The organism is Bacillota bacterium, from assembly GCA_040757085.1.
Classification (GTDB): domain Bacteria; phylum Bacillota; class Sulfobacillia; order JACIYH01; family JACIYH01; genus JACIYH01.
Genome location: JBFLXJ010000023.1, coordinates 209,894 through 227,016, shown reverse-complemented (window position 1 = coordinate 227,016; position 17,123 = coordinate 209,894). Strand labels below are relative to the sequence as shown.

General features: G+C 67.0%; 19 protein-coding genes. 2 read left to right on the top strand and 17 right to left on the bottom strand.

The annotated features are described in order from the left end of the window. Positions 1 to 47 precede the first annotated feature (47 nt). The 6 genes from AB1446_08730 to tsaD form a co-directional block, all read right to left on the bottom strand. Complete coding sequence (locus AB1446_08730) at positions 48 to 656, bottom strand: thiamine phosphate synthase (protein ID MEW6546987.1); 609 nt, start codon at positions 654 to 656, stop codon at positions 48 to 50. Beyond that, positions 650 to 1,687 carry a M42 family metallopeptidase gene (locus tag AB1446_08725; protein ID MEW6546986.1) on the bottom strand — a complete coding sequence of 346 codons (1,038 nt, stop codon included), beginning with the start codon at positions 1,685 to 1,687 and terminating at the stop codon, positions 650 to 652. The genes AB1446_08730 and AB1446_08725 overlap by 7 nt, the downstream gene beginning before the upstream one ends. Then, a complete protein-coding gene (locus AB1446_08720; GenBank protein MEW6546985.1) occupies positions 1,684 to 2,733 on the bottom strand; it encodes a M42 family metallopeptidase in 1,050 nt (349 codons plus the stop codon). The genes AB1446_08725 and AB1446_08720 overlap by 4 nt, the downstream gene beginning before the upstream one ends. Next, entirely contained in the window at positions 2,730 to 3,788 is a 1,059-nt protein-coding gene (locus AB1446_08715; protein MEW6546984.1) for a M42 family metallopeptidase, read from the bottom strand. Before AB1446_08715 ends, AB1446_08720 begins: the two co-directional genes overlap by 4 nt. Further along, complete coding sequence (locus AB1446_08710; GenBank protein MEW6546983.1) at positions 3,730 to 4,284, bottom strand: acyltransferase; 555 nt, start codon at positions 4,282 to 4,284, stop codon at positions 3,730 to 3,732. Before AB1446_08710 ends, AB1446_08715 begins: the two co-directional genes overlap by 59 nt. Positions 4,285 to 4,363: 79 nt before the next feature. Then, positions 4,364 to 5,377, bottom strand: a complete 1,014-nt coding sequence (gene tsaD, locus AB1446_08705; GenBank protein ID MEW6546982.1) for a tRNA (adenosine(37)-N6)-threonylcarbamoyltransferase complex transferase subunit TsaD — start codon at positions 5,375 to 5,377, stop codon at positions 4,364 to 4,366. Between the two features lie 374 nt (positions 5,378 to 5,751). Here tsaD and AB1446_08700 point away from each other — a divergent pair, with 374 nt between their 5' ends. Next, a complete protein-coding gene (locus tag AB1446_08700) occupies positions 5,752 to 5,997 on the top strand; it encodes a ribbon-helix-helix protein, CopG family (protein MEW6546981.1) in 246 nt (81 codons plus the stop codon). After that, positions 5,997 to 6,395, top strand: a complete 399-nt coding sequence (locus AB1446_08695) for a PIN domain-containing protein (GenBank protein ID MEW6546980.1) — start codon at positions 5,997 to 5,999, stop codon at positions 6,393 to 6,395. The genes AB1446_08700 and AB1446_08695 overlap by 1 nt, the downstream gene beginning before the upstream one ends. A 39-nt stretch (positions 6,396 to 6,434) precedes the next feature. On the opposite strand, the gene rimI is transcribed toward AB1446_08695, so the two are convergent. From rimI to AB1446_08640, 11 genes are all read right to left on the bottom strand, one after another. Further along, positions 6,435 to 6,923, bottom strand: a complete 489-nt coding sequence (gene rimI / locus AB1446_08690; GenBank protein ID MEW6546979.1) for a ribosomal protein S18-alanine N-acetyltransferase — start codon at positions 6,921 to 6,923, stop codon at positions 6,435 to 6,437. Continuing rightward, positions 6,881 to 7,636 (bottom strand): tRNA (adenosine(37)-N6)-threonylcarbamoyltransferase complex dimerization subunit type 1 TsaB, encoded by a 756-nt coding sequence (tsaB, locus tag AB1446_08685; GenBank protein MEW6546978.1) that lies wholly within the window; start codon positions 7,634 to 7,636, stop codon positions 6,881 to 6,883. Before tsaB ends, rimI begins: the two co-directional genes overlap by 43 nt. Next, positions 7,630 to 8,169: a tRNA (adenosine(37)-N6)-threonylcarbamoyltransferase complex ATPase subunit type 1 TsaE gene (tsaE, locus tag AB1446_08680; protein MEW6546977.1), complete on the bottom strand. Its 540-nt coding sequence runs from the start codon at positions 8,167 to 8,169 to the stop codon at positions 7,630 to 7,632. The genes tsaB and tsaE overlap by 7 nt, the downstream gene beginning before the upstream one ends. Before the next feature lie 4 nt (positions 8,170 to 8,173). Continuing rightward, a complete protein-coding gene (locus AB1446_08675) occupies positions 8,174 to 8,989 on the bottom strand; it encodes a uracil-DNA glycosylase (GenBank protein ID MEW6546976.1) in 816 nt (271 codons plus the stop codon). After that, on the bottom strand, positions 8,976 to 9,845 hold the full coding sequence (locus tag AB1446_08670; GenBank protein MEW6546975.1) for a DUF483 domain-containing protein: 870 nt from the start codon (positions 9,843 to 9,845) through the stop codon (positions 8,976 to 8,978). Before AB1446_08670 ends, AB1446_08675 begins: the two co-directional genes overlap by 14 nt. A gap of 130 nt (positions 9,846 to 9,975) precedes the next feature. Then, positions 9,976 to 11,175: a hypothetical protein gene (locus tag AB1446_08665; protein MEW6546974.1), complete on the bottom strand. Its 1,200-nt coding sequence runs from the start codon at positions 11,173 to 11,175 to the stop codon at positions 9,976 to 9,978. A gap of 12 nt (positions 11,176 to 11,187) precedes the next feature. After that, complete coding sequence (locus tag AB1446_08660) at positions 11,188 to 13,005, bottom strand: glutamate mutase L (GenBank protein MEW6546973.1); 1,818 nt, start codon at positions 13,003 to 13,005, stop codon at positions 11,188 to 11,190. Further along, complete coding sequence (locus tag AB1446_08655) at positions 12,995 to 13,330, bottom strand: hypothetical protein (GenBank protein MEW6546972.1); 336 nt, start codon at positions 13,328 to 13,330, stop codon at positions 12,995 to 12,997. Before AB1446_08655 ends, AB1446_08660 begins: the two co-directional genes overlap by 11 nt. A gap of 103 nt (positions 13,331 to 13,433) precedes the next feature. Next, positions 13,434 to 14,777 carry a hypothetical protein gene (locus AB1446_08650; protein ID MEW6546971.1) on the bottom strand — a complete coding sequence of 448 codons (1,344 nt, stop codon included), beginning with the start codon at positions 14,775 to 14,777 and terminating at the stop codon, positions 13,434 to 13,436. Next, the gene (locus tag AB1446_08645; protein ID MEW6546970.1) at positions 14,755 to 16,656 is read right to left on the bottom strand and encodes a glutamate mutase L; all 1,902 of its coding nucleotides are present in this window, start codon (positions 16,654 to 16,656) and stop codon (positions 14,755 to 14,757) included. The genes AB1446_08650 and AB1446_08645 overlap by 23 nt, the downstream gene beginning before the upstream one ends. A 1-nt stretch (position 16,657) precedes the next feature. Further along, positions 16,658 to 17,092: a hypothetical protein gene (locus AB1446_08640; protein ID MEW6546969.1), complete on the bottom strand. Its 435-nt coding sequence runs from the start codon at positions 17,090 to 17,092 to the stop codon at positions 16,658 to 16,660. Positions 17,093 to 17,123: the final 31 nt, after the last annotated feature.

The window sequence follows — 17,123 nt, the reverse complement described above, 5'->3', positions numbered from 1 at the left end:
TCGCAACGTCGCTCCTGCCGGACGCCGGTTACACCAGGGCCGGCCTGTCAGCCCTGCCAGGCAGCCAGGAAGCGAGCGGTCGCCTGCTCGGGATCGGGGGCGGCCAGCACCTCTGCACCCAGCACCAGGCCGGACACCCCCGCTTCCCGCAGGGCCGGGACCTGCTCGAGTGTCACTCCCCCTCCCGCCAGCACCGGCCGGCGCACCGACGCCACCACGGCGCGCAGGGGCTCCAGCCCCGGCTCCGGCCACACGGGAGCGAAAACCAGGAAATCGGCGTTCTCCAGCTGGGCCAGAGCAGCTTCCTCGACGGTCAGGGCGGTGCGGCCGACCAGGAACCGCGACGTGAGCCGCCGGGCCAGCCGCCGCACGGCGGGAGCGGGAAGGGAACCCCGCCCCAGGTGGACCCCGTCCGCCCCCGCCGCCAGGGCCACGTCTGCCCTTTCCGCCACCAGCAGGAGGGCGCCCGCCTGCCTGGTTGTCTCGCGCAGCCGCAGGGCCAGGGCCAGCATGTCGTGCCCGGTTAGATCCGAGTCACCCAGCTCGATACCCCGTGCGCCACCCCGCAGGCACGCCGAAAGGGCTTGCACCATCCCCTCGGGATCCCCCGGGAAAAGGCGGTGGTCAGACACCACCAGGATGGGGAGACTTACCACGAAAGCGGTCCCTCCAGAGTCCTGACCAGAAGCTCGATGCAGGCTTCCACGTCTCCCTCGTCCACCATTTCGGAGGCGGTGTGGACATACCGGCAGGGGACCGACACCACCCCCGCGGGAACGCCCTCGCGCACGAGTTGCATGGCCCCGGCGTCCGTCCCGCCCCGCTCCAGGACCTCCAACTGGTAGGCTATGCCGTGGGTGCGGGCAGTCTCCACCAGCAGGCGGCGCAGGCCGGGGTGGCAAATCAGGCTGGCGTCCTTGACCTTGATGGCGGCCCCCTTGCCCAGGCTCACCTCCATGACCTCGCCTTTGGGGGTGTCCCCCGTCAGCGTCACGTCGACGGCTATGGCCACGTCGGGAGCCAGCCCGAACGCCGACGTGCGAGCGCCCCGTAGTCCCACTTCCTCCTGCACGGTGAACACGAAATAAACCTGGTGTGGACAGGCGGCCAGGCGCCGGGCCACCTCCACCAGCACCACACAGCCGATGCGGTCGTCCATGGCCTTGGCCACCAGCCGGTTGCCCGCCCTCAGGAGGGGACGGGTGAACGCGGCGGCGTCCCCAACGTTCACCTTCTTGAGGGCCTCGTCGCGAGAGGGAGCACCGATATCCACGAACAGCTTCTCCACGCGCAGGTCCTTGATGTCGTCCAGCTTCTCAACACCCACCACGCCCACCGTTCCGTTGGCGAACACCACCCTTTCGGCCACGCAACGGTAAGGATTGACGCCCCCGATGACCCCAAAGCGCAAGAAGCCCTTGTCGTCTATGTGCGTCACCATGATGCCGATCTCGTCCATGTGGGCGGCCAGCACCACCTTTTTACCCTCAGCCCCGGCCATCGGGGCGGTGGCAGCCCCCGGCCGGGGGTGCCGGGTACAGATGAGGTTGCCCAGGGCGTCGGTGCGCACCTCGTCCACATGGGGCCGCACCAGGGAGGCGATTATCTCGCGCACCTGGTCCTCCTGGCCGGAAGGACCGAATGCCTCCGTCAGGCTCCGGATGAGTTCGCGCGTCTCCTCTTTCACGGGGTCCACCCCTCCTCCAGGCTGTGCAGGAATTCCACCAGGAGCCGGCGTGTATTGGCCAGGTCCTCCAGGTCCAGTACCGAAGCGGGCGAATGGATGTAGCGGCATGGCACCGACAGTCCCCCCGCCGCCGCCCCCGCCCGCGCCAGATGGATGCGCCCGGCATCGTTCCCCCCGCTCGTGGTACGCCGCATCTGGTACGGGATGCCGGCCTTTTGGGCCACCTCCACCAGGCGCTCGATCACGTGCCGGTTGTGGATGGTGGCGGCATCCATCACCGAGATGGCGGGACCGTGTCCCAACCGTGTTCCCTGGGCGTGTTCGTCGGAACCAGGCGTATCTGAGCACACCGTGCCCTCCAGGGCCAGGCCCAGGCCCGGTTCGATGGCATAGGCGGCTGCCTGGGCCCCCCGCAGCCCCACCTCTTCCTGGACGGTGAACACGCCGTAGACCGGGACCCGGTACGTTTCCCGCAGCACCCCCAGCAACACCAGGCACCCGGCCCGGTCGTCGAACGCTTTTCCGCGGGCCCGCCGCTCCCCCAGCCGGGTGAAGCGGGTGGCGAACACGATGGGGTCCCCCACCCTGACCGCCTTCTCAGCCTCTTCCTTGCTTTTGGCGCCGATGTCCACGTACAGGTCCTCGCTGCGGCAGGGGTTCTCCTGTTCCCTGGGTTGCTGCAGGTGGATGGGCTTGGCCCCGATGACACCGGGCACGCGGGCCTTGCCCACCAGCACACTCTTGGAAACCAGCACCCGGTCGTCGATGCCCCCCACCTTACGGAAGCGCAGCAGGCCCGACTTGTCTATCGAGGAAACCACCAGGCCCACCTCGTCCATGTGGGCGGCCAGCATGACCCGCAGCCCGGCCCTTTCATCGTCCGGCCCCCGGTACACGATGAGGTTGCCCAGATTGTCGGTGCGGTAGCGGGCTCCCATCTGCTCCAGGCGAGCCCGAATGATGCTCCGCACTTCCCCCTCCCATCCCGACACCCCGCCCGCCTCGCTCAGCTCCCGCAGCAGTTCCGTCTCCTCGGGGCTCATCATGTTTCCCACCTCCAGCCTGCGAGCGCGGCCGGGTCCAGGGCCATGACGAAGCGGGCCAGCAGGCGTCCGGCCCGCTTGATGTCCGCCACGGAGACCACCTCGACGCTCGTGTGCATGTAGCGAAGCGGGATCCCCACCAGCCCGGTGGGAATGCCCTCCCGGGTGACCTGGATGGCCCAGGCGTCGGTCCCCGAGGGACCCGGGACCACCCGCACCTGGTGAGGGATCCCCTCATCCTTTGCCACCTTCTCCAGCACCGAGAACACGTAGGGGTGCACGTTGGGCCCCACCGCGATCATGGGACCCTTGTCCAGTTCCACCGTCTGGTCCTCGGGCAGGCCGGGCTGCTCGGCAAACTCCACGTCTACCGCCACGGCCACGTCGGGGGCGATCCCGTAAGCCGAGGTCACCGCCCCCTTCAGCCCAACCTCCTCCTGAACGGTGGCCACCAGGAACACGTCGTGGGGATGCTGCAGCCGGGCCAGTTCCTGCAGGCAGGCATACAGCGTTGCCACCCCGGCCCGGTCGTCCATGGCTTTGCCGCTGGCCAGTTCCCCCTGAAGGGATGCATACCTGCCTCCCACCGTAATGGCATCTCCCACCTGGACGAGTTCGCGAACCTGGTCCTCGTCCAGGCCCACGTCGATGTACATGTCCTCCATCTTGTAGGGTTTCTCCGCCTCTTCCCGCGGCAGCAGGTGGGGCGGCTTCACCCCTATCACCCCAGGCAGATCCCGCCGCCCGTGCACCACCACTTCCTGGGCCGGCAGCACCCGGCGGTCGAACCCTCCCACGGAGGTGAAGCGCAGGAATCCTCCCTCCTCGACCCTGGTCACCATGAGCCCGATTTCGTCCATGTGGGCCGCCATCATCACCCGCAGCGGCCGGTCTCCGTTCCGGGGGGCGCGCCGGGCGATGAGGCTTCCCATAGCATCCGTGCGGATCTCGTCCGTAAGCGGCCCCCAGGCTTCCCTTATGAGCGACGCCACCGGACCCTCAAATCCCGACACCCCCGCCGCCGCTGTCACCCTTTCCAGGAACTCCCTGACCTCCAAAACCACCCCTCCCTCGAGATGCCATCACGCGCGCCGGGACTCCGGCCACAAAAGCCCCGGCGGGTACGTCTCTGGTCACCACCGCCCCTGCCGCCACCACGGCACCATCCCCGATCCGCACTCCCGGCAACACCGTGGCGTTGGCCCCGATCAGCACGTCCCGCCCTATCTCTACCGGTCCGGTGCGCCACTCCCGCACCAGGAACTCGTGGGCGAGGATGGTGGCGTTGTACCCGATGACGCAGTTGTCTCCCAGGCTGATCAGGTGGGGGAAGAATATGTCGAACATGGCCCCCAGCCCCACCGCCACGTCCCTGCCCACCTTCATCCCCAGGCAACGGTAAAGGAACCTCTTAACTCCCACCCAGGGCAGGAACCGGCAGAGGTACAGAACGAGGAAGTTGAGGGCTGCCCGCCACGGGTTGACAAGGCGGGTCCACCCGGCCATAGGATTCACTGGACCGACCGGGTGTACCTGCAACCGCCTTCCGCTCACGGGCCCAGGCCTCCCCCCGTCCGGCCCGCCCCCCTCACTCGACCGCCCCCTCTTGCGGCGGAACCACGCCTCAGGCCTGCTATCCTCCAGCCGCCAGTCCGAAAACCTCCAGGGGCAGGGCGGGGCTGGCATTCAGGTCCATCCCCGCCCGTCTTCCCTCGCGCAGGGCGTAATACCCGGCGCTGGCCACCATGGCAGCGTTGTCCGTGCAGAAGGCCGGGCGGGGAATGAACACTTCCACTCCCAGGGCCCGGCAACGTTCCTCGATAGCCTCCCGGAGGGCCCGGTTCGCCGCCACCCCGCCCGCCACCACCAGCCTGGTAGCCCCCAGGGATGAGCAGGCACACGCCGCTTTCTCGGCCAGGACCTCCACCACCGCCGCCTGAAAGCTGGCGGCCACGTCCTGCGGACGATACTGCCCCTCGTGACGACGCAGGTACACGGCCACCGCCGTCTTCAGGCCGCTGAAGCTGAAATCCAGCGTCCCCTCCATCCAGGCGCGCGGGAACGGAATGGCGGGCTGGCCCTCCCGGGCCAGCGCTTCCACGTGGGGCCCGCCCGGGTAAGGGAGGCCCAGCAGCCGGCCCACTTTGTCGAAAGCTTCCCCGGCGGCGTCGTCCAGCGACCTCCCCTTCAGCTCCATGCGCCCGTGACGGGGCATCCACAGGAAGTCGGTGTGCCCCCCCGACACCACCAGGGCCAGCAGGGGCGGCTCCAGGTGGGGATATTCCAGGAAGGCAGCGTAGACGTGCGCCTCCAGGTGGTGCACCGGAACCAGGGGTACGTCCAGCGCCCATGCCAGGGCCTTGGCGGCCGCCAGCCCCACCAGCAACGCCCCCACCAGCCCCGGCCCCGGAGTGACCGCCACGGCACCGATGTCCCCCAGGCGCACGCCGGCCTCTGCCAGCGCCTGATCGAGCACGGGTAGCAGCATCTCCAGGTGACGTCGCGACGCGATCTCGGGCACGACACCCCCGAAGCGTTCGTGCAGCTTCACCTGCGACGCCACCACGCTCCCCAGCAAGTGCCGCCCGTCTTCCACCACCGCGCAGGCGGTTTCATCGCACGACGTCTCCACACCCAGTACCCTCATCGCAGCCACCTGCCCGCCACGCCCGGTGCCCCGGAGCCCGCGCGCGACCATCCGCCCCGCAGGTCCCCCGACGGCACCTGTTACCAGTTCTCCTTAATCCGTATGTTGTCCTTCCCCGCCAGCAGGCCCCCAAACCACCACCCTTGAAACCCGCAGCCGCGCTACGGTGCAGGACTTGCCCTCACCTCGCACGGTGCAAAGCCCAAGCTCGGCCGGTTCCGGCTCGGCTCCGAGCCGTTCAGCTGAGCCGACCTGTACGGGGAAAAGAACCTTGCCGTGACCCACCGTGGCCGTCGACACCAATGTGGCAGTTTGACCCGGGAATGATACAATGCTAAAATCCAGTTAAGCATGCTGTGCCAGGAGGGGTCACCGTGGTACGCACGCAAGTCCAACTCACCGAGGAGCAGGCGCGGGCGTTGAAAAAGCTCGCCGCGGAGCAAGGCAAATCGGTTGCCGACTTGATCCGGAAAGGCGTAGACCTGGTCATTGCCAGTTCTTGGAGCACCGCAGCTGAGGAGCGCGTCTCCCGGGCAATCGCTCTGGCCGGTCGCTTCAGGTCAGGTCTGCGGGATCTGTCCGTGGAACACGACAGGTACCTGGCGGAGGCCTATCGGTAATGACCGTCTACGTAGACACTTCCGCTTTCCTTGCGGTGCTTGATGCCGACGACCAGAACCACGGTCACGCCAAGCGCGTATGGGAAGCACTCTTGAGCAAGAGGGCACCGCTCATCTCGAGCAGCTATGTCCTGGTAGAAACGTGGACTCTCGTTCAACATAGGCTCGGAATGGAGGCTGTGCGGAGTTTCTCTGAGGACGTCTTCCCCTTGCTCGGTATTATCTGGGTGGGTTCGGAGTTGCACCGCAGGGGAGTCGCTGCCTTGCTCGCCGCCAACTGTCGGAACCTCAGCCTGGTCGACTGCGTGAGCTTTGAAGTCATGCGCGATCTGGGTGTGAAGAACGTCTTTACGTTTGATCCCCACTTTCGGGAACAGGGCTTCACCTGCATGCCGTGACACGCCGTCCAGCAGGGCGCACAGCCCGGCTCTTGTCGCTCAAAGGTTTTCCGCCCCCAGGTCCTCCAGCCACATGATGATGGCGTCCTCGCCGGTATCCGAGTAGTATCCCTTGCGGATACCGCGGGGGACAAACCCCAGGCGCGTGTACAGGCGCTGGGCCACCATGTTGGACTTGCGCACCTCCAGGGTCACCCTCGTGGCCCCTCGGGCGCGGGCCCGAGAAATCAGTTCCCGCAGCAAACGTTCACCCAGCCCTCGCCGCCGCCAGTCCGGATGCACGGCGATGTTGGTGACGTGAGCCTCGTCCAGGATCACCCACATGCCGGCGTATCCCACCACCTCCCGCCCCAGGCGGGCCACGATGTAGTGGGCGTGGATGTTCTCAGTGAGTTCGCTGACGAAGGCCCGCCGCGACCAGGGCGTAAGGTAGGAAACTTCCTCCACCGCCATCACGCCATCCAGGTCGGCCAGCGTCATCTGATCTATATAAACCCGGTCGACGTCCCGGACTGTCTCTTTTCCCACAGCTCTTCGGCCTCCGATCTGCGCAGGTACAGCGCCCGCAGGGCAAAGGGATCGCCCCTGTCGCCCGCTTGCAGGGCTGCCCTTCCCAGGCGCGCCACCACCGCCGCCCGCGGGTAGGCAAGTTGCGGCTCCACCACCAGGGCGCGCGGGCCCAATCGGGAGACAACCTCCTCCCTGTGCGCCCAGGCCCACTCCCCCACCAGGATCACCAGTCCCCGATCGTCCACGGCACGTTGCGCCAACTCGCCCGCCAGGTGATCCAGCAGGATCTCCCACTCCACAGTACGGGGGATGAAGCCCCCCGGCGCACCGGCCGGGCTCACGCCGCTGCCCGGGTACCCGGCGGCGTACACCCGCCCTCGCTGGGCATCCAGCACCGGCACCACCAGGCGTCCGGTACCGAGCCAGGGGAAAGCCATGGCTTCCAGGGTACTGACCCCGACCACGGGGATGCCCAGGGCGTACGCCAACCCCTGCGCGGTGGCCAGCCCCAGGCGCAAACCCGTGAACGATCCCGGACCGGCTCCCACCGCCACCGCCGCCAGCCTGCTCCGGTCGAGGCCGGCGTCGCGGAACAGCCTGTCCACCATGGTCATGAGCACCTGGGAAGGCCGGGACGGGCCGCAGTAGGTGTACTCGGCCAGCAACTCATCGCCGTCCACCAGGGCCGCCGACGTGAAGCGCGTCGCCGTCTCCAATCCCAGGGTCAGCACTGCCCGCGCCTCCCCGCATCCTCACGGGCCGGCTCCAGGGCATGGGCGAGGGCGGCCAGGAGGCGGCAGTACCTGTCTCCCCGGGCAGCCAGCGTCAACAGGCGCTCCTCTTCTCCCGCTCCCATCGCCAGAGAAATCTCGAGGTGCTCGTACGGGAGGAGATCGCCCGCTCTCTCCGCCCACTCCACCACCGCCATGCCATCGCCGGGAAGGAACTCGTCCAGCCCGGCCTGTTCGGCCTCCGTGGCGGAATCCAACCGGAAGAGATCCAGGTGATACAGGTTACCCCGCGGGGTAGGGTACTCGTTCATCAGGGTGAAAGAAGGGCTGCGGACCCGACCGGCAAAACCCAGGCCTTCCGCGATCCCCTGCACCAGGGTGGTCTTCCCAGCCCCCAGAGGCCCCACCAGGGCTACCACGTCGCCCCTCTGCATCATGCCTCCCAGACGAGCACCGAGCCCGCGGGTCTGGCCGGGCGACCGGCTCAGGGCCCGCACCCGGCGGACCGCCGATTCCCCCTGCACTTCGGGCACCACGCTAGTCGCCCCCCCGCGGGGCGATGCGCAGGTACTCCGCCCGCAACCGGCGCAGGTCCTCATGTACGGCCCGCTCTTTGGTGGGATCCCTCAGCACGGCGGCCGGGTGAAAAGTGCCCAGGATCCTGATGCCTCCCCGTTCCAGCCAGCTCCCCCGCAGGCGGGTGATGCGGGCCCCGGGGTGGACCAGGGCCTGTAGGGCCGGTGACCCCAGGCAGACCAGGATCCGGGGCCGGATCAGGCGGATCTGGTGGCGGAGGATGGGCCAGCAGGAACGCATCTCCTCCGCCAGAGGAGTACGGTTCCCCGGCGGACGGCACTTGACCACATTAGTTATGTATACCTGTTGGCGCTTCAGCCCCAGCAGCCCGATCCAGCGGTCCAGCAATTGCCCGGCTCTCCCCACGAAGGGTCGTCCCATTTCGTCTTCGGTCTGACCGGGACCCTCACCCACGAACATCATCACGGCGCGCGGGTCTCCTTCTCCGAACACCACCCCCCGGCACCCCTCCCGGAGGGGACAACGCCGGCATCCCCGGGCCACCCGGTCCAGCTCTTCCAGGGCAGAAGCAGCCTCCAGTTCGCCCAGGAAGGAATCACCCTCTGCCAGTATTCCCCCGTCCAGGGGCCAGGCTTCCGCCGCCCACGGCCGCCCGCTCGTACCGGCGCTATCAAAGCCGTCGGCACCTGAGGCGGCGGCGGTACCGGGGTCCGTCGCCCCCGCGGCCAATGGGCCCCCTGCCGGTCCTTCCAGGAAAGAAAAAGTCTGCTGCCGGGCATGGGGAACCCCCTGCCCGATCCTGCTACGCTTCGTCATATCCGCCCAAAAGCCTCCTCGTCCGTTCCAGTACCTCGACGTAACGCCGCCGCTCCGCGGGGGGCCGGGCCGCCTCGGCCAGGTTCTCACGGCACACCTGCCGGTAGACGTCCCCCGCCTGGGGCAGGCATCCTGTCAGAGCCCGCAAGATGCCCTCGGCAACCTCTCGAGCCGCAGGGCACCCCGGGTCGCAGGGGAGGAAGCCTGAGGCGAAAAAGACGAACTCCTGCAGCCCTTCCCCCCGCGCCACCTGAGCCGCCAGCTGGGCAGCCAGGCTGTCTTCGCGCGGCGTTCCGCCGGCCAGGTGGCGCACGTAGTTTTCCAGACAGCAGGCCGGGTACCCCAACAACTTCCCCAGCAGTTCGGCAAAACGGGGGTCGGTTTCCGCCCAGCCCGCCACCTTTTTCCGATGCTCGGTCAGCATCTCTCCCAGTTCCACCAGCGCCTCGACGGCTGCGGGGTCGCGGTACACGACCAGGTAGCGTACGGTCGGCCTTACTTCCAGATGCCACGCCCGCAGGCCCAACCGCTCCACCCAGCCCATCAGGGCCCGGTAGGTGGTGGATTCCTCCACCACGTCCGAGTATGCATCCCGCAACACCTGCGCCTGCCGGCGCAGCCTGGCCCGAGGGGGAAGCGGTACCTGCCAGCGCGCTCCCCCGCGCCGGTGCACCAGTGCATCGATGGAACCGCCCAGCGAATAGGCGTCCGGGAGATCGGCAGGCAGGACGATCAGGGCAGCAGGACGGGCGCCCGCGGCAACGGGCAGGAGGTCCTCCACCTTGACCCGATCGAGCACCGCCTCGTCCCGCAGCAGATCGCGCACCAGTGTCTCCGAGATCGCCGGCCCGACCACGGCCCGCCACCCCCCATCCCCTCACAGCCATAAGTCGAGTCTCCGACGAGGCTTTCTACCCCTGAGAGGCGAATTCCTGCGCCGGGTGGCGTGCAAGCGGCCGGCCCCTTTTTCGCCAGCATGTCCCGCCCTATTCTTCGATGATCTCCACGTTGGCGCGGGGGACGGTGACCACTTCGCCCGAATCGAGGCGGGCCCGCAGGATGCGCACCTTCGCTTCCGTCTCGATCACCTGCAATTCCGGAGGCAACTCCGTCACGTAGGCCAGGCGCCCGAAGTAAGGTTCCCGGATGATACGGACGCGGGTCCCCGGCACCAGGCCCTGAGAAACCACTCCCGCATCGGCTTTGTCTGCGCGCCCGGCCGCTTGGCTCGAGGCAGGAGCAGCTTCGCCGGAGGCGCCAGCAGCCCGAGCTGCCGTTTTCGCTGGGCGGCGGCTGCCGGTGGGCACCACTATCTCGGGACGCATCACACCCGCCCGGATCTGGGTGGCGCCGTTGATGGAAGCCATGCGGCCTTCCAGCGACTGCAGCAGTTCGAAGGTGCGGTGGGCCATGGCCATCTTGCCGAAGCCCTCGGTCACGATCACCGTGATCCCGATGTCCTCATGACCGGTGATGGCCACCCCGATGTCGTGGCCCAGGAAGCCGATGAGGTCCCGGTCGATGACGCCACCCGCCACTACCCCCCGGGCTCCCACCTCCACGGCCCGCCGCAGGGCAGCCCCGGTGACCAGCGAACCACCCACCAGCACCTTGCCCCGGTGGGCAGGCACGATGGCGGCGGCATCCAGAACCTCTTCGGGATGGGACACCACCACCTGGATCTCTCCATACGTCTCTCCCCCCACCCCGAAAATCCCCTGGATGAACGCCCCTTCCGCCTCCACCACCACCCCTTCCCGGGGCATCACTTCCGCCACCACGCCCTCCAGATACGCCCTCATCTGGACGGGGATGGGTGGCTCCCGGACGATCACCTGCCCGGTTACCTCCGACACCGCCTCAATGGTCCCATCCACGGGAGAAGTGCAGGTACCTGAGACCAGCCCCAGCAGGGCCCGGTAGCGGGCGATCACCTCGCCCTTCCTGACCGCATCCCCCACCTTCTTCACCATGAGCCGGGGCAAATCGGAAGGATCCACACCCAGCATGCCGGCAGCGTTCACGGTATTGGGGTTGCCGGGCAGGGAAGCCTCTGCCACCACCGTGTCGGGGCGTACCTCCTGCCCCTGCTCCACCAGCACCCGACCCGGGATGGGCAACCGTCGCTGCCGTTGTATGACCACATATTCAGAGACTTTCAGACCCGGAGTGTACGCGTGCGCCATGCCCATCCCTCCCTAACCGGACAGCTTCTCCAGGAACTGAGGGGGGTAGAGATCGACGGCCAAGGCCCACTCCCTGAGCTTCTGCCACCGGCGCGCCGGCTCCGGCGGCAGTGCCAGCGGCCTGCCCCGGCAATCCAGGATGATCCCCACCACTCCCCCGTGCAGGGTGGTACGCATGGCGTGCCCCCTTCCCCGCCCCACGTCGTAACCCCGGGCGGGATGGATCTCCGCTTCTGCCTCTTGCCCCACGTCCAGCGGCAGGCGACGGATCTCTCCGAAGGCCACCTCTTCTCTGACTACCTTTCCCCCCGGCAGGTGCAGGGTCACCGCCAGACAGGGCTCGCCCTCCCTCCCCTGCCCCACGGGGGCGACCGCCGTCCCCAGGTGGATCAGGCAGTCCCGGTCGAAAACCTGGGCAGCTGCCTTCTCGTGCACCGTGGACAGCACGCCCAACTGGGGCATCATGAAGATGGAATCCACCGCCAGGCGGGTAACGCCTTCGGGGAGGAAAGCATCCAGCATCATGAGGGCCGCCTGCACCCGGCGGGGAGCGTGGGAAAGCACCCCGCCGGAACCGATGAGGAGACCCAGTTCCATGAGGTCGATGTACGTCTCCGCTCCGGCCTGGCTGAAGGTATCATCGATGGTGCGCTGCCTCTGCACCCCCTTCAGGCCGACGGCCAGCGTCTTGTGGTGCTCAAAAGCCAGCCGCAGGGCTTCCCGGGCCAGGGCCTGCTCGATCGCCAGCTCCTCGAGGGTCTGGGGGATGGTGGTGGGCCGGATCATCTTGTTGCGGATGCGGTTCCTGATGTCGGCCTCATCCACGGCGAAGGGAATCCAGCGCACGATGTTCTCCAGCCCGGCCTCAAGCAGCACGTTGCAGATGGAATAGGACATGCCCAGGTTGGCGCTAACCGTGCGCACGAAACGGTCCCCGTACACCGAGAACACGTCGGTGGTCGCCCCTCCGATGTCCACCCCGATCACGTTCAGGCTGTATTCCCGGGCCGCCGTCTGCATGCCCAGCCCCACCGCCGCGGGAGTGGGCATGATGGGCGCGTGGGTCCAGGCCATCAGCTTGTTATAGCCGGGTGCCTGGGCCATCACGTGTTCCATGAACAGGTTGTGGATTTCCTCCCGCGCCGGTCCCAGCACCTCTTTCTCCAGCACCGGGCGCAGGTTGTCTACCATCCGCAGGTCAAATCGCTCCCCCAGGATGCGCTCCATGTACGGGCGCGCGTCCCGGTTACCGGCGTAGATGACGGGCAGCCGGTAGCCGATCCCCAGGCGGGGCCTGGGCTCGGCGGCGGCAATAAGCTCGGCGATCTGGACCACGTGGGCGACCGTGCCCCCGTCCACCCCTCCCGAAAGGAGGATCATGTCCGGGCGCAGGTGGCGGATGAGGGCGATCTTCTCGTGGGTCTTGCGCCCGTCGTCGATGGCCACCGCATCCATGACGATGGCCCCCGCCCCCAGGGCGGCGCGCTGGGCGCTCTCGGTGGTCATGCTCTTGACCACTCCGGCCACCATCATCTGCAAGCCGCCCCCGGCACTGGAGGTGGAAAGATACAGATCCACCCCGCTGCCGTCCGGCTGCCGGGGGCTGATGATCCCCTCTTCCGAGAGGATCTTCCTACCGGTGAGTTCCTCCACCTCGCGGACAGCGTTACGCACCCCCATGGTCACGTCCTCGAAGGGGCGCTCCACCGTGGTGGGGGCTTCCCCCCGCACCACCAGCCGATACTCGTCACCCATCTTCTCGATCAGGATGGCCTTGGTGGTGGTACTGCCGCAGTCGGTGGCCAGCACCGATGTGATCTCAGCGGGCACGGCTTTTCTCCCTCCGCTTGGCGGCCTGTTTCTTCTCCTGTTCGGAGAGTTCCTCGATGCGCTGGATCAGACGCTCCACGTTCTGCTTGTCTTCCAGCAGGAAAGCCAGCTTCTCAAAGTCGTTCCAGATCACGGTGATCACGGGAGAAAAGAGGTGCATGAACTGGCTGCCCAGCCAGCTCAGGTCTTTCCCCGTCTCCAGCAAGAATATGGCCGGAGTGTACATGCCGAACCGCTGCACCAGGCGGGCCAGCTTCTCGATGAGCTCGTCCCGCTCCTGAGGCGTGATCTCGTATATCATCCAGTTATCCAGCCAGCGCGGCACCCTGGGTCCCTCCCCCGGCCGGCACTTTCCCCCCGAGAGGCGCCTACCCCTCCCGGCGGTCCTCGCATGCTCCGGGCGGTGCTGCCTCCTCCGCGAGGGCCGGCTAGAACAGTTCTACGTTGGCCCGGGGTATCACCACCCGCTCTCCTCCATCAAGTTCCACTTCCACCATGGGCACCCGCGCCTCGGTTTCCGCCACCATGGGAAGGCGGGGGATGTCGACGATGTGACCCAGACGGCCGAAGTAAGGGTCGGTGATCAGCCGCACACGCTGCCCCAGGGACAGTTCCTCGTCCGCTACCTGCTCCTCAACCACCGCGCCCTGGTAATCGGGGAAGGGAACCACGATCTCCGGTCGGATAGCACCCGCCCTGATCTGGGTAGCACCATTGATGGAAGCCGGCCGTCCCTCCAGGGCCTTGAGAGCCCGGAAGACGTGCTCGCGCATCTGCAGCTCGCCAAAGCCCTCGATGAGGATCACCGTGATGTTGATATCTTCCTGGCCGGTGATCCCCACCCCCAGCCGCACCCCCAGGGAGCGCACCAGGTCCAGGTAGTTGGCGGTGGCGGTCACTACCCCCCGGGCACCCACTTCCAGTGCCTTCACCAGGGCCTCGTTGGTGGCGTAGCCACCCCCGACCACGATCTTTCCCGCACAGCTTTCGTCGATCAGATCGGCGGTGAGGGTCTGGTCGGGACGGGATGCCACCACGTGAATGGGACCGTGGGTCTCCCGGCCCAGCCCGAAGATACCGGTCAGGCGCACGGCCGGGGTCTCCACAGCCACGCCCCGGCGGGGCAGCACCTGGGTCACCACCCCGCTGATGTAGGCCTTCACCACCACTTCCTTGAACGGCCGGGCGATGGTCACCATGCCGGTCTGGGCGTTGACCTCCGCGATCACACCCGAGATCGGGGCCAGGCAGGTCTTGGTGAAGAACGCTGCTTGCTCGCCCTTCTTGGCGATCATCTGGCCCTTCTTGACTTCCTTGCCTACCGGGGTGATCATGTACCGGGGCACGTCGCGGGGACGGCACCCCAGCTCGAAAGCCACGTCCACCTGCACGGGAGGCTCCTCCCGGCCGAACTCTTCCCGGATGATCACCCGCCCGGAAGCGGTGGAGATGTCCTCCACCACGCCGTCCGTGGGTGACTCGTATTCCTTACGGCCGTACAGCCCCTTTTCCGCGATGGCAATCACCTGCTTGGTCTTGACCTGGTCCCCTACCTTGACCAGCATGGCTTTGTCCAGGTCGGCGGGCTCGATCCCCAGCAGGCGGGCTACCGGCAACACCCACGGGATACCCGGCCGCAGGCTGATGCGGGCAACCGGGGTGTCGGGTTCCACCCTGTCACCCTGCCCGACCAGCACTTCCCCGGGCAGGGGCAGCTTGCGCACTTTGCGCACGCGCTGGACGACGTAATCAGCGACGCCAGAAACCGCCACGCTTCTCCCCTCCCTCGGGCTTGCCGGCCGCAACTGCCTTCCCCACCGGATGGCAGGCCTGGTACTTCTTGAGCAGGTCGAGCGGATAGAGGTCCATGGCCGCGATCCACTCGGTCAACTTCTCCACCCGGCGGGCGGGGTCCGCCGGCAGTTCCAGGGGCCGCCCTCGCGCGTCGATGATGATCCCCGCCAGGCCCCCGTGCACGGTAGCCTCCAACCTGCGGCCCTTACCGGCACCGGCGTCCAGCGCGCCGACCGGGATAACCTCCACCTTTGCCGTCTGCCCTACCTCCAGGGGAAGCCGCCTGATCTCGCCAAATGCCAGCCGTGCTTCCACCGTGCCCCCGGGCAGGTGCGCCCGCACCGTCAGCGCGGGCTGCCCCTCCCGCAACTTCCCCACCGGCGCGATGCAGGTGCCCAGGCGGACGAGACAGTCCTTGTCGAACACCTCCGCGGCTATCTCGGGGTAGGTGGTGGAAAGCACGCCCAGGTGAGGCATCATGAAGATGGAGTCAACCGCTAACTGGGTGACGCCTTCGGGCTGGAAAGCGTCGATGAGCATCATGGCCGCCTGCTGCCGCCGGGGGGCGTGAGAGAGGACGCCGCCCGATCCCACCAGCATGTCCAGCTTCTTCATGTCGATGATTTCCCGGCCGGCGGCACGGAATATCTCCTGCCGGGCGCTGTGCCAGGCCGCCCGTGCCTCCTCCTTCTCCACCTTGCGGGCCAGGCTCTTGTGGTGGGCAAAGGAGAGGCGCAACGCCTCCCGGGCCAGCGCCTGCTCCAGCACCAGCATCTCCAGGGTCATGGGGATGGTGGTGGGACGCACCATCTTGTTGGCGATCCAGTTGGAAAGCTTGACCTCATCCACCCCGAAGGGGACCCAGCGCAGGATATTCTCGAATTTGGCCTCTTCCAGGACGTTGCAGATGGAATAGGACATGCCCAGGTTGGCACTCACGGTGCGGGTGAAGGTGCCCTCGAAGCTGGAGAATACGTCCGTGGTGGCACCCCCGATGTCCACCCCGATGATGTTGGCCCCGTACTCCTGGGCCATCACGCTGATGATGCGGCCCACGGCACCCGGGGTGGGCATGATGGTCACGTCCACCCATTCCATCAACTCCGCGTACCCGGGGGCCTGGGCCATCACGTGGTTCATGAACAGTTCGTGGATGGCCTCCCGGGCAGGGCCCAGGTTCTCCACGTCGTGACGGGGGCGCAGGTTCTCCACCAGGTGCACGTCCAGTTCAGAACCGGCCACCCCCATGACCAGGTCCTGGGCATCCCGGTTCCCCGCGTACACCAGGGGCAGCTTGTAGGTGGCACCGAAGCGGGGCTGGGGGTTGGCCTGCACGATGGTTTCCGCGATGGCAGCGATGTACGACACCGATCCCCCGTCCACGCCGCCTGACATAAGGATGATGTCCGGACGCAGTTCGGTGATGCGGCTGATCTGCTCCGAGGTGGAGCGCCCGTCGTCCACCGCGATGACGTCCAGCACCACCGCCCCGGCCCCCAGGGCAGCCCGGTGAGCAGAAGCCGCACTGATACTGGATACCAGCCCGGCCACCATCATCTGCAACCCGCCCCCCGCGGAGGACGTGGATACGTAGTAATCCACCCCTTCTTTGGCCGCGGCCGGTCTGATGAGACGCCCGGAGGAATCCAAAAAACGGCGTTCAAGAAGCTCCTCGAGACGCCGTATCGATTTGCGGACTCCGATCATGACGTTTTCCCAGGGCGCTTCCACCGTAGTGGGCATTTCCCCTCTTCCCACCAGGCGGTACTCGCCCCCCTGGTCCTCAATAAGGATGGCCTTGGTGGTGGTGCTCCCCACGTCCGTGGCGAGGATGGTCCGTGGCCTGCTCCGACTCATTCTAACCCCCCTTTTTAACACCTATCTTCCGGCCGACCATCTCCACTATGCGATCCTTCAGCAACCCCTCCCGGTCGAAAAACAGAAGGTGTCCCTTCAGGATTCGTCCCCGCAACTCCCTCTGGTCGAAATATAGTTGCACGCCATCGGGGAAGACGCGGTAATCGAAGAACTTCTCCCAGGGGCGGAAATCCCAGAACAACCCGTTCTTCAGCCTCACTCCCTTCCTGTCAAGGCGATACCTGATGGGGAACAGGTAGGGTGCCAGCGCACCCGCCATGACCACCACGGCAGTCACCACTACCCACGCATCGTGCAGCCACCACCAGGCAAGGGCGGCAGAACCCAACACTGCCACGACCGCCACCGCACCGCGGCCGGGATGGCGGGCAAAAAGCACGACAGTCCACTCCAGCGTCTCCCGTTCCTCCGTCATTGGCCTCAACTCGTAAATTATATTCGGCCTT

What these genes read in the sequence shown, in the direction of transcription:
- AB1446_08720 (MEW6546985.1), bottom strand. Translation starts at nt 2,733, where the DNA reads ATGATGAGCCCCGAGGAGACGGAACTGCTGCGGGAGCTGAGCGAGGCG.
- tsaD (MEW6546982.1), bottom strand. Translation starts at nt 5,377, where the DNA reads ATGAGGGTACTGGGTGTGGAGACGTCGTGCGATGAAACCGCCTGCGCG.
- AB1446_08695 (MEW6546980.1), top strand. Translation starts at nt 5,997, where the DNA reads ATGACCGTCTACGTAGACACTTCCGCTTTCCTTGCGGTGCTTGATGCC.
- AB1446_08675 (MEW6546976.1), bottom strand. Translation starts at nt 8,989, where the DNA reads ATGACGAAGCGTAGCAGGATCGGGCAGGGGGTTCCCCATGCCCGGCAG.
- AB1446_08665 (MEW6546974.1), bottom strand. Translation starts at nt 11,175, where the DNA reads ATGGCGCACGCGTACACTCCGGGTCTGAAAGTCTCTGAATATGTGGTC.
- AB1446_08645 (MEW6546970.1), bottom strand. Translation starts at nt 16,656, where the DNA reads ATGAGTCGGAGCAGGCCACGGACCATCCTCGCCACGGACGTGGGGAGC.
- AB1446_08640 (MEW6546969.1), bottom strand. Translation starts at nt 17,092, where the DNA reads ATGACGGAGGAACGGGAGACGCTGGAGTGGACTGTCGTGCTTTTTGCC.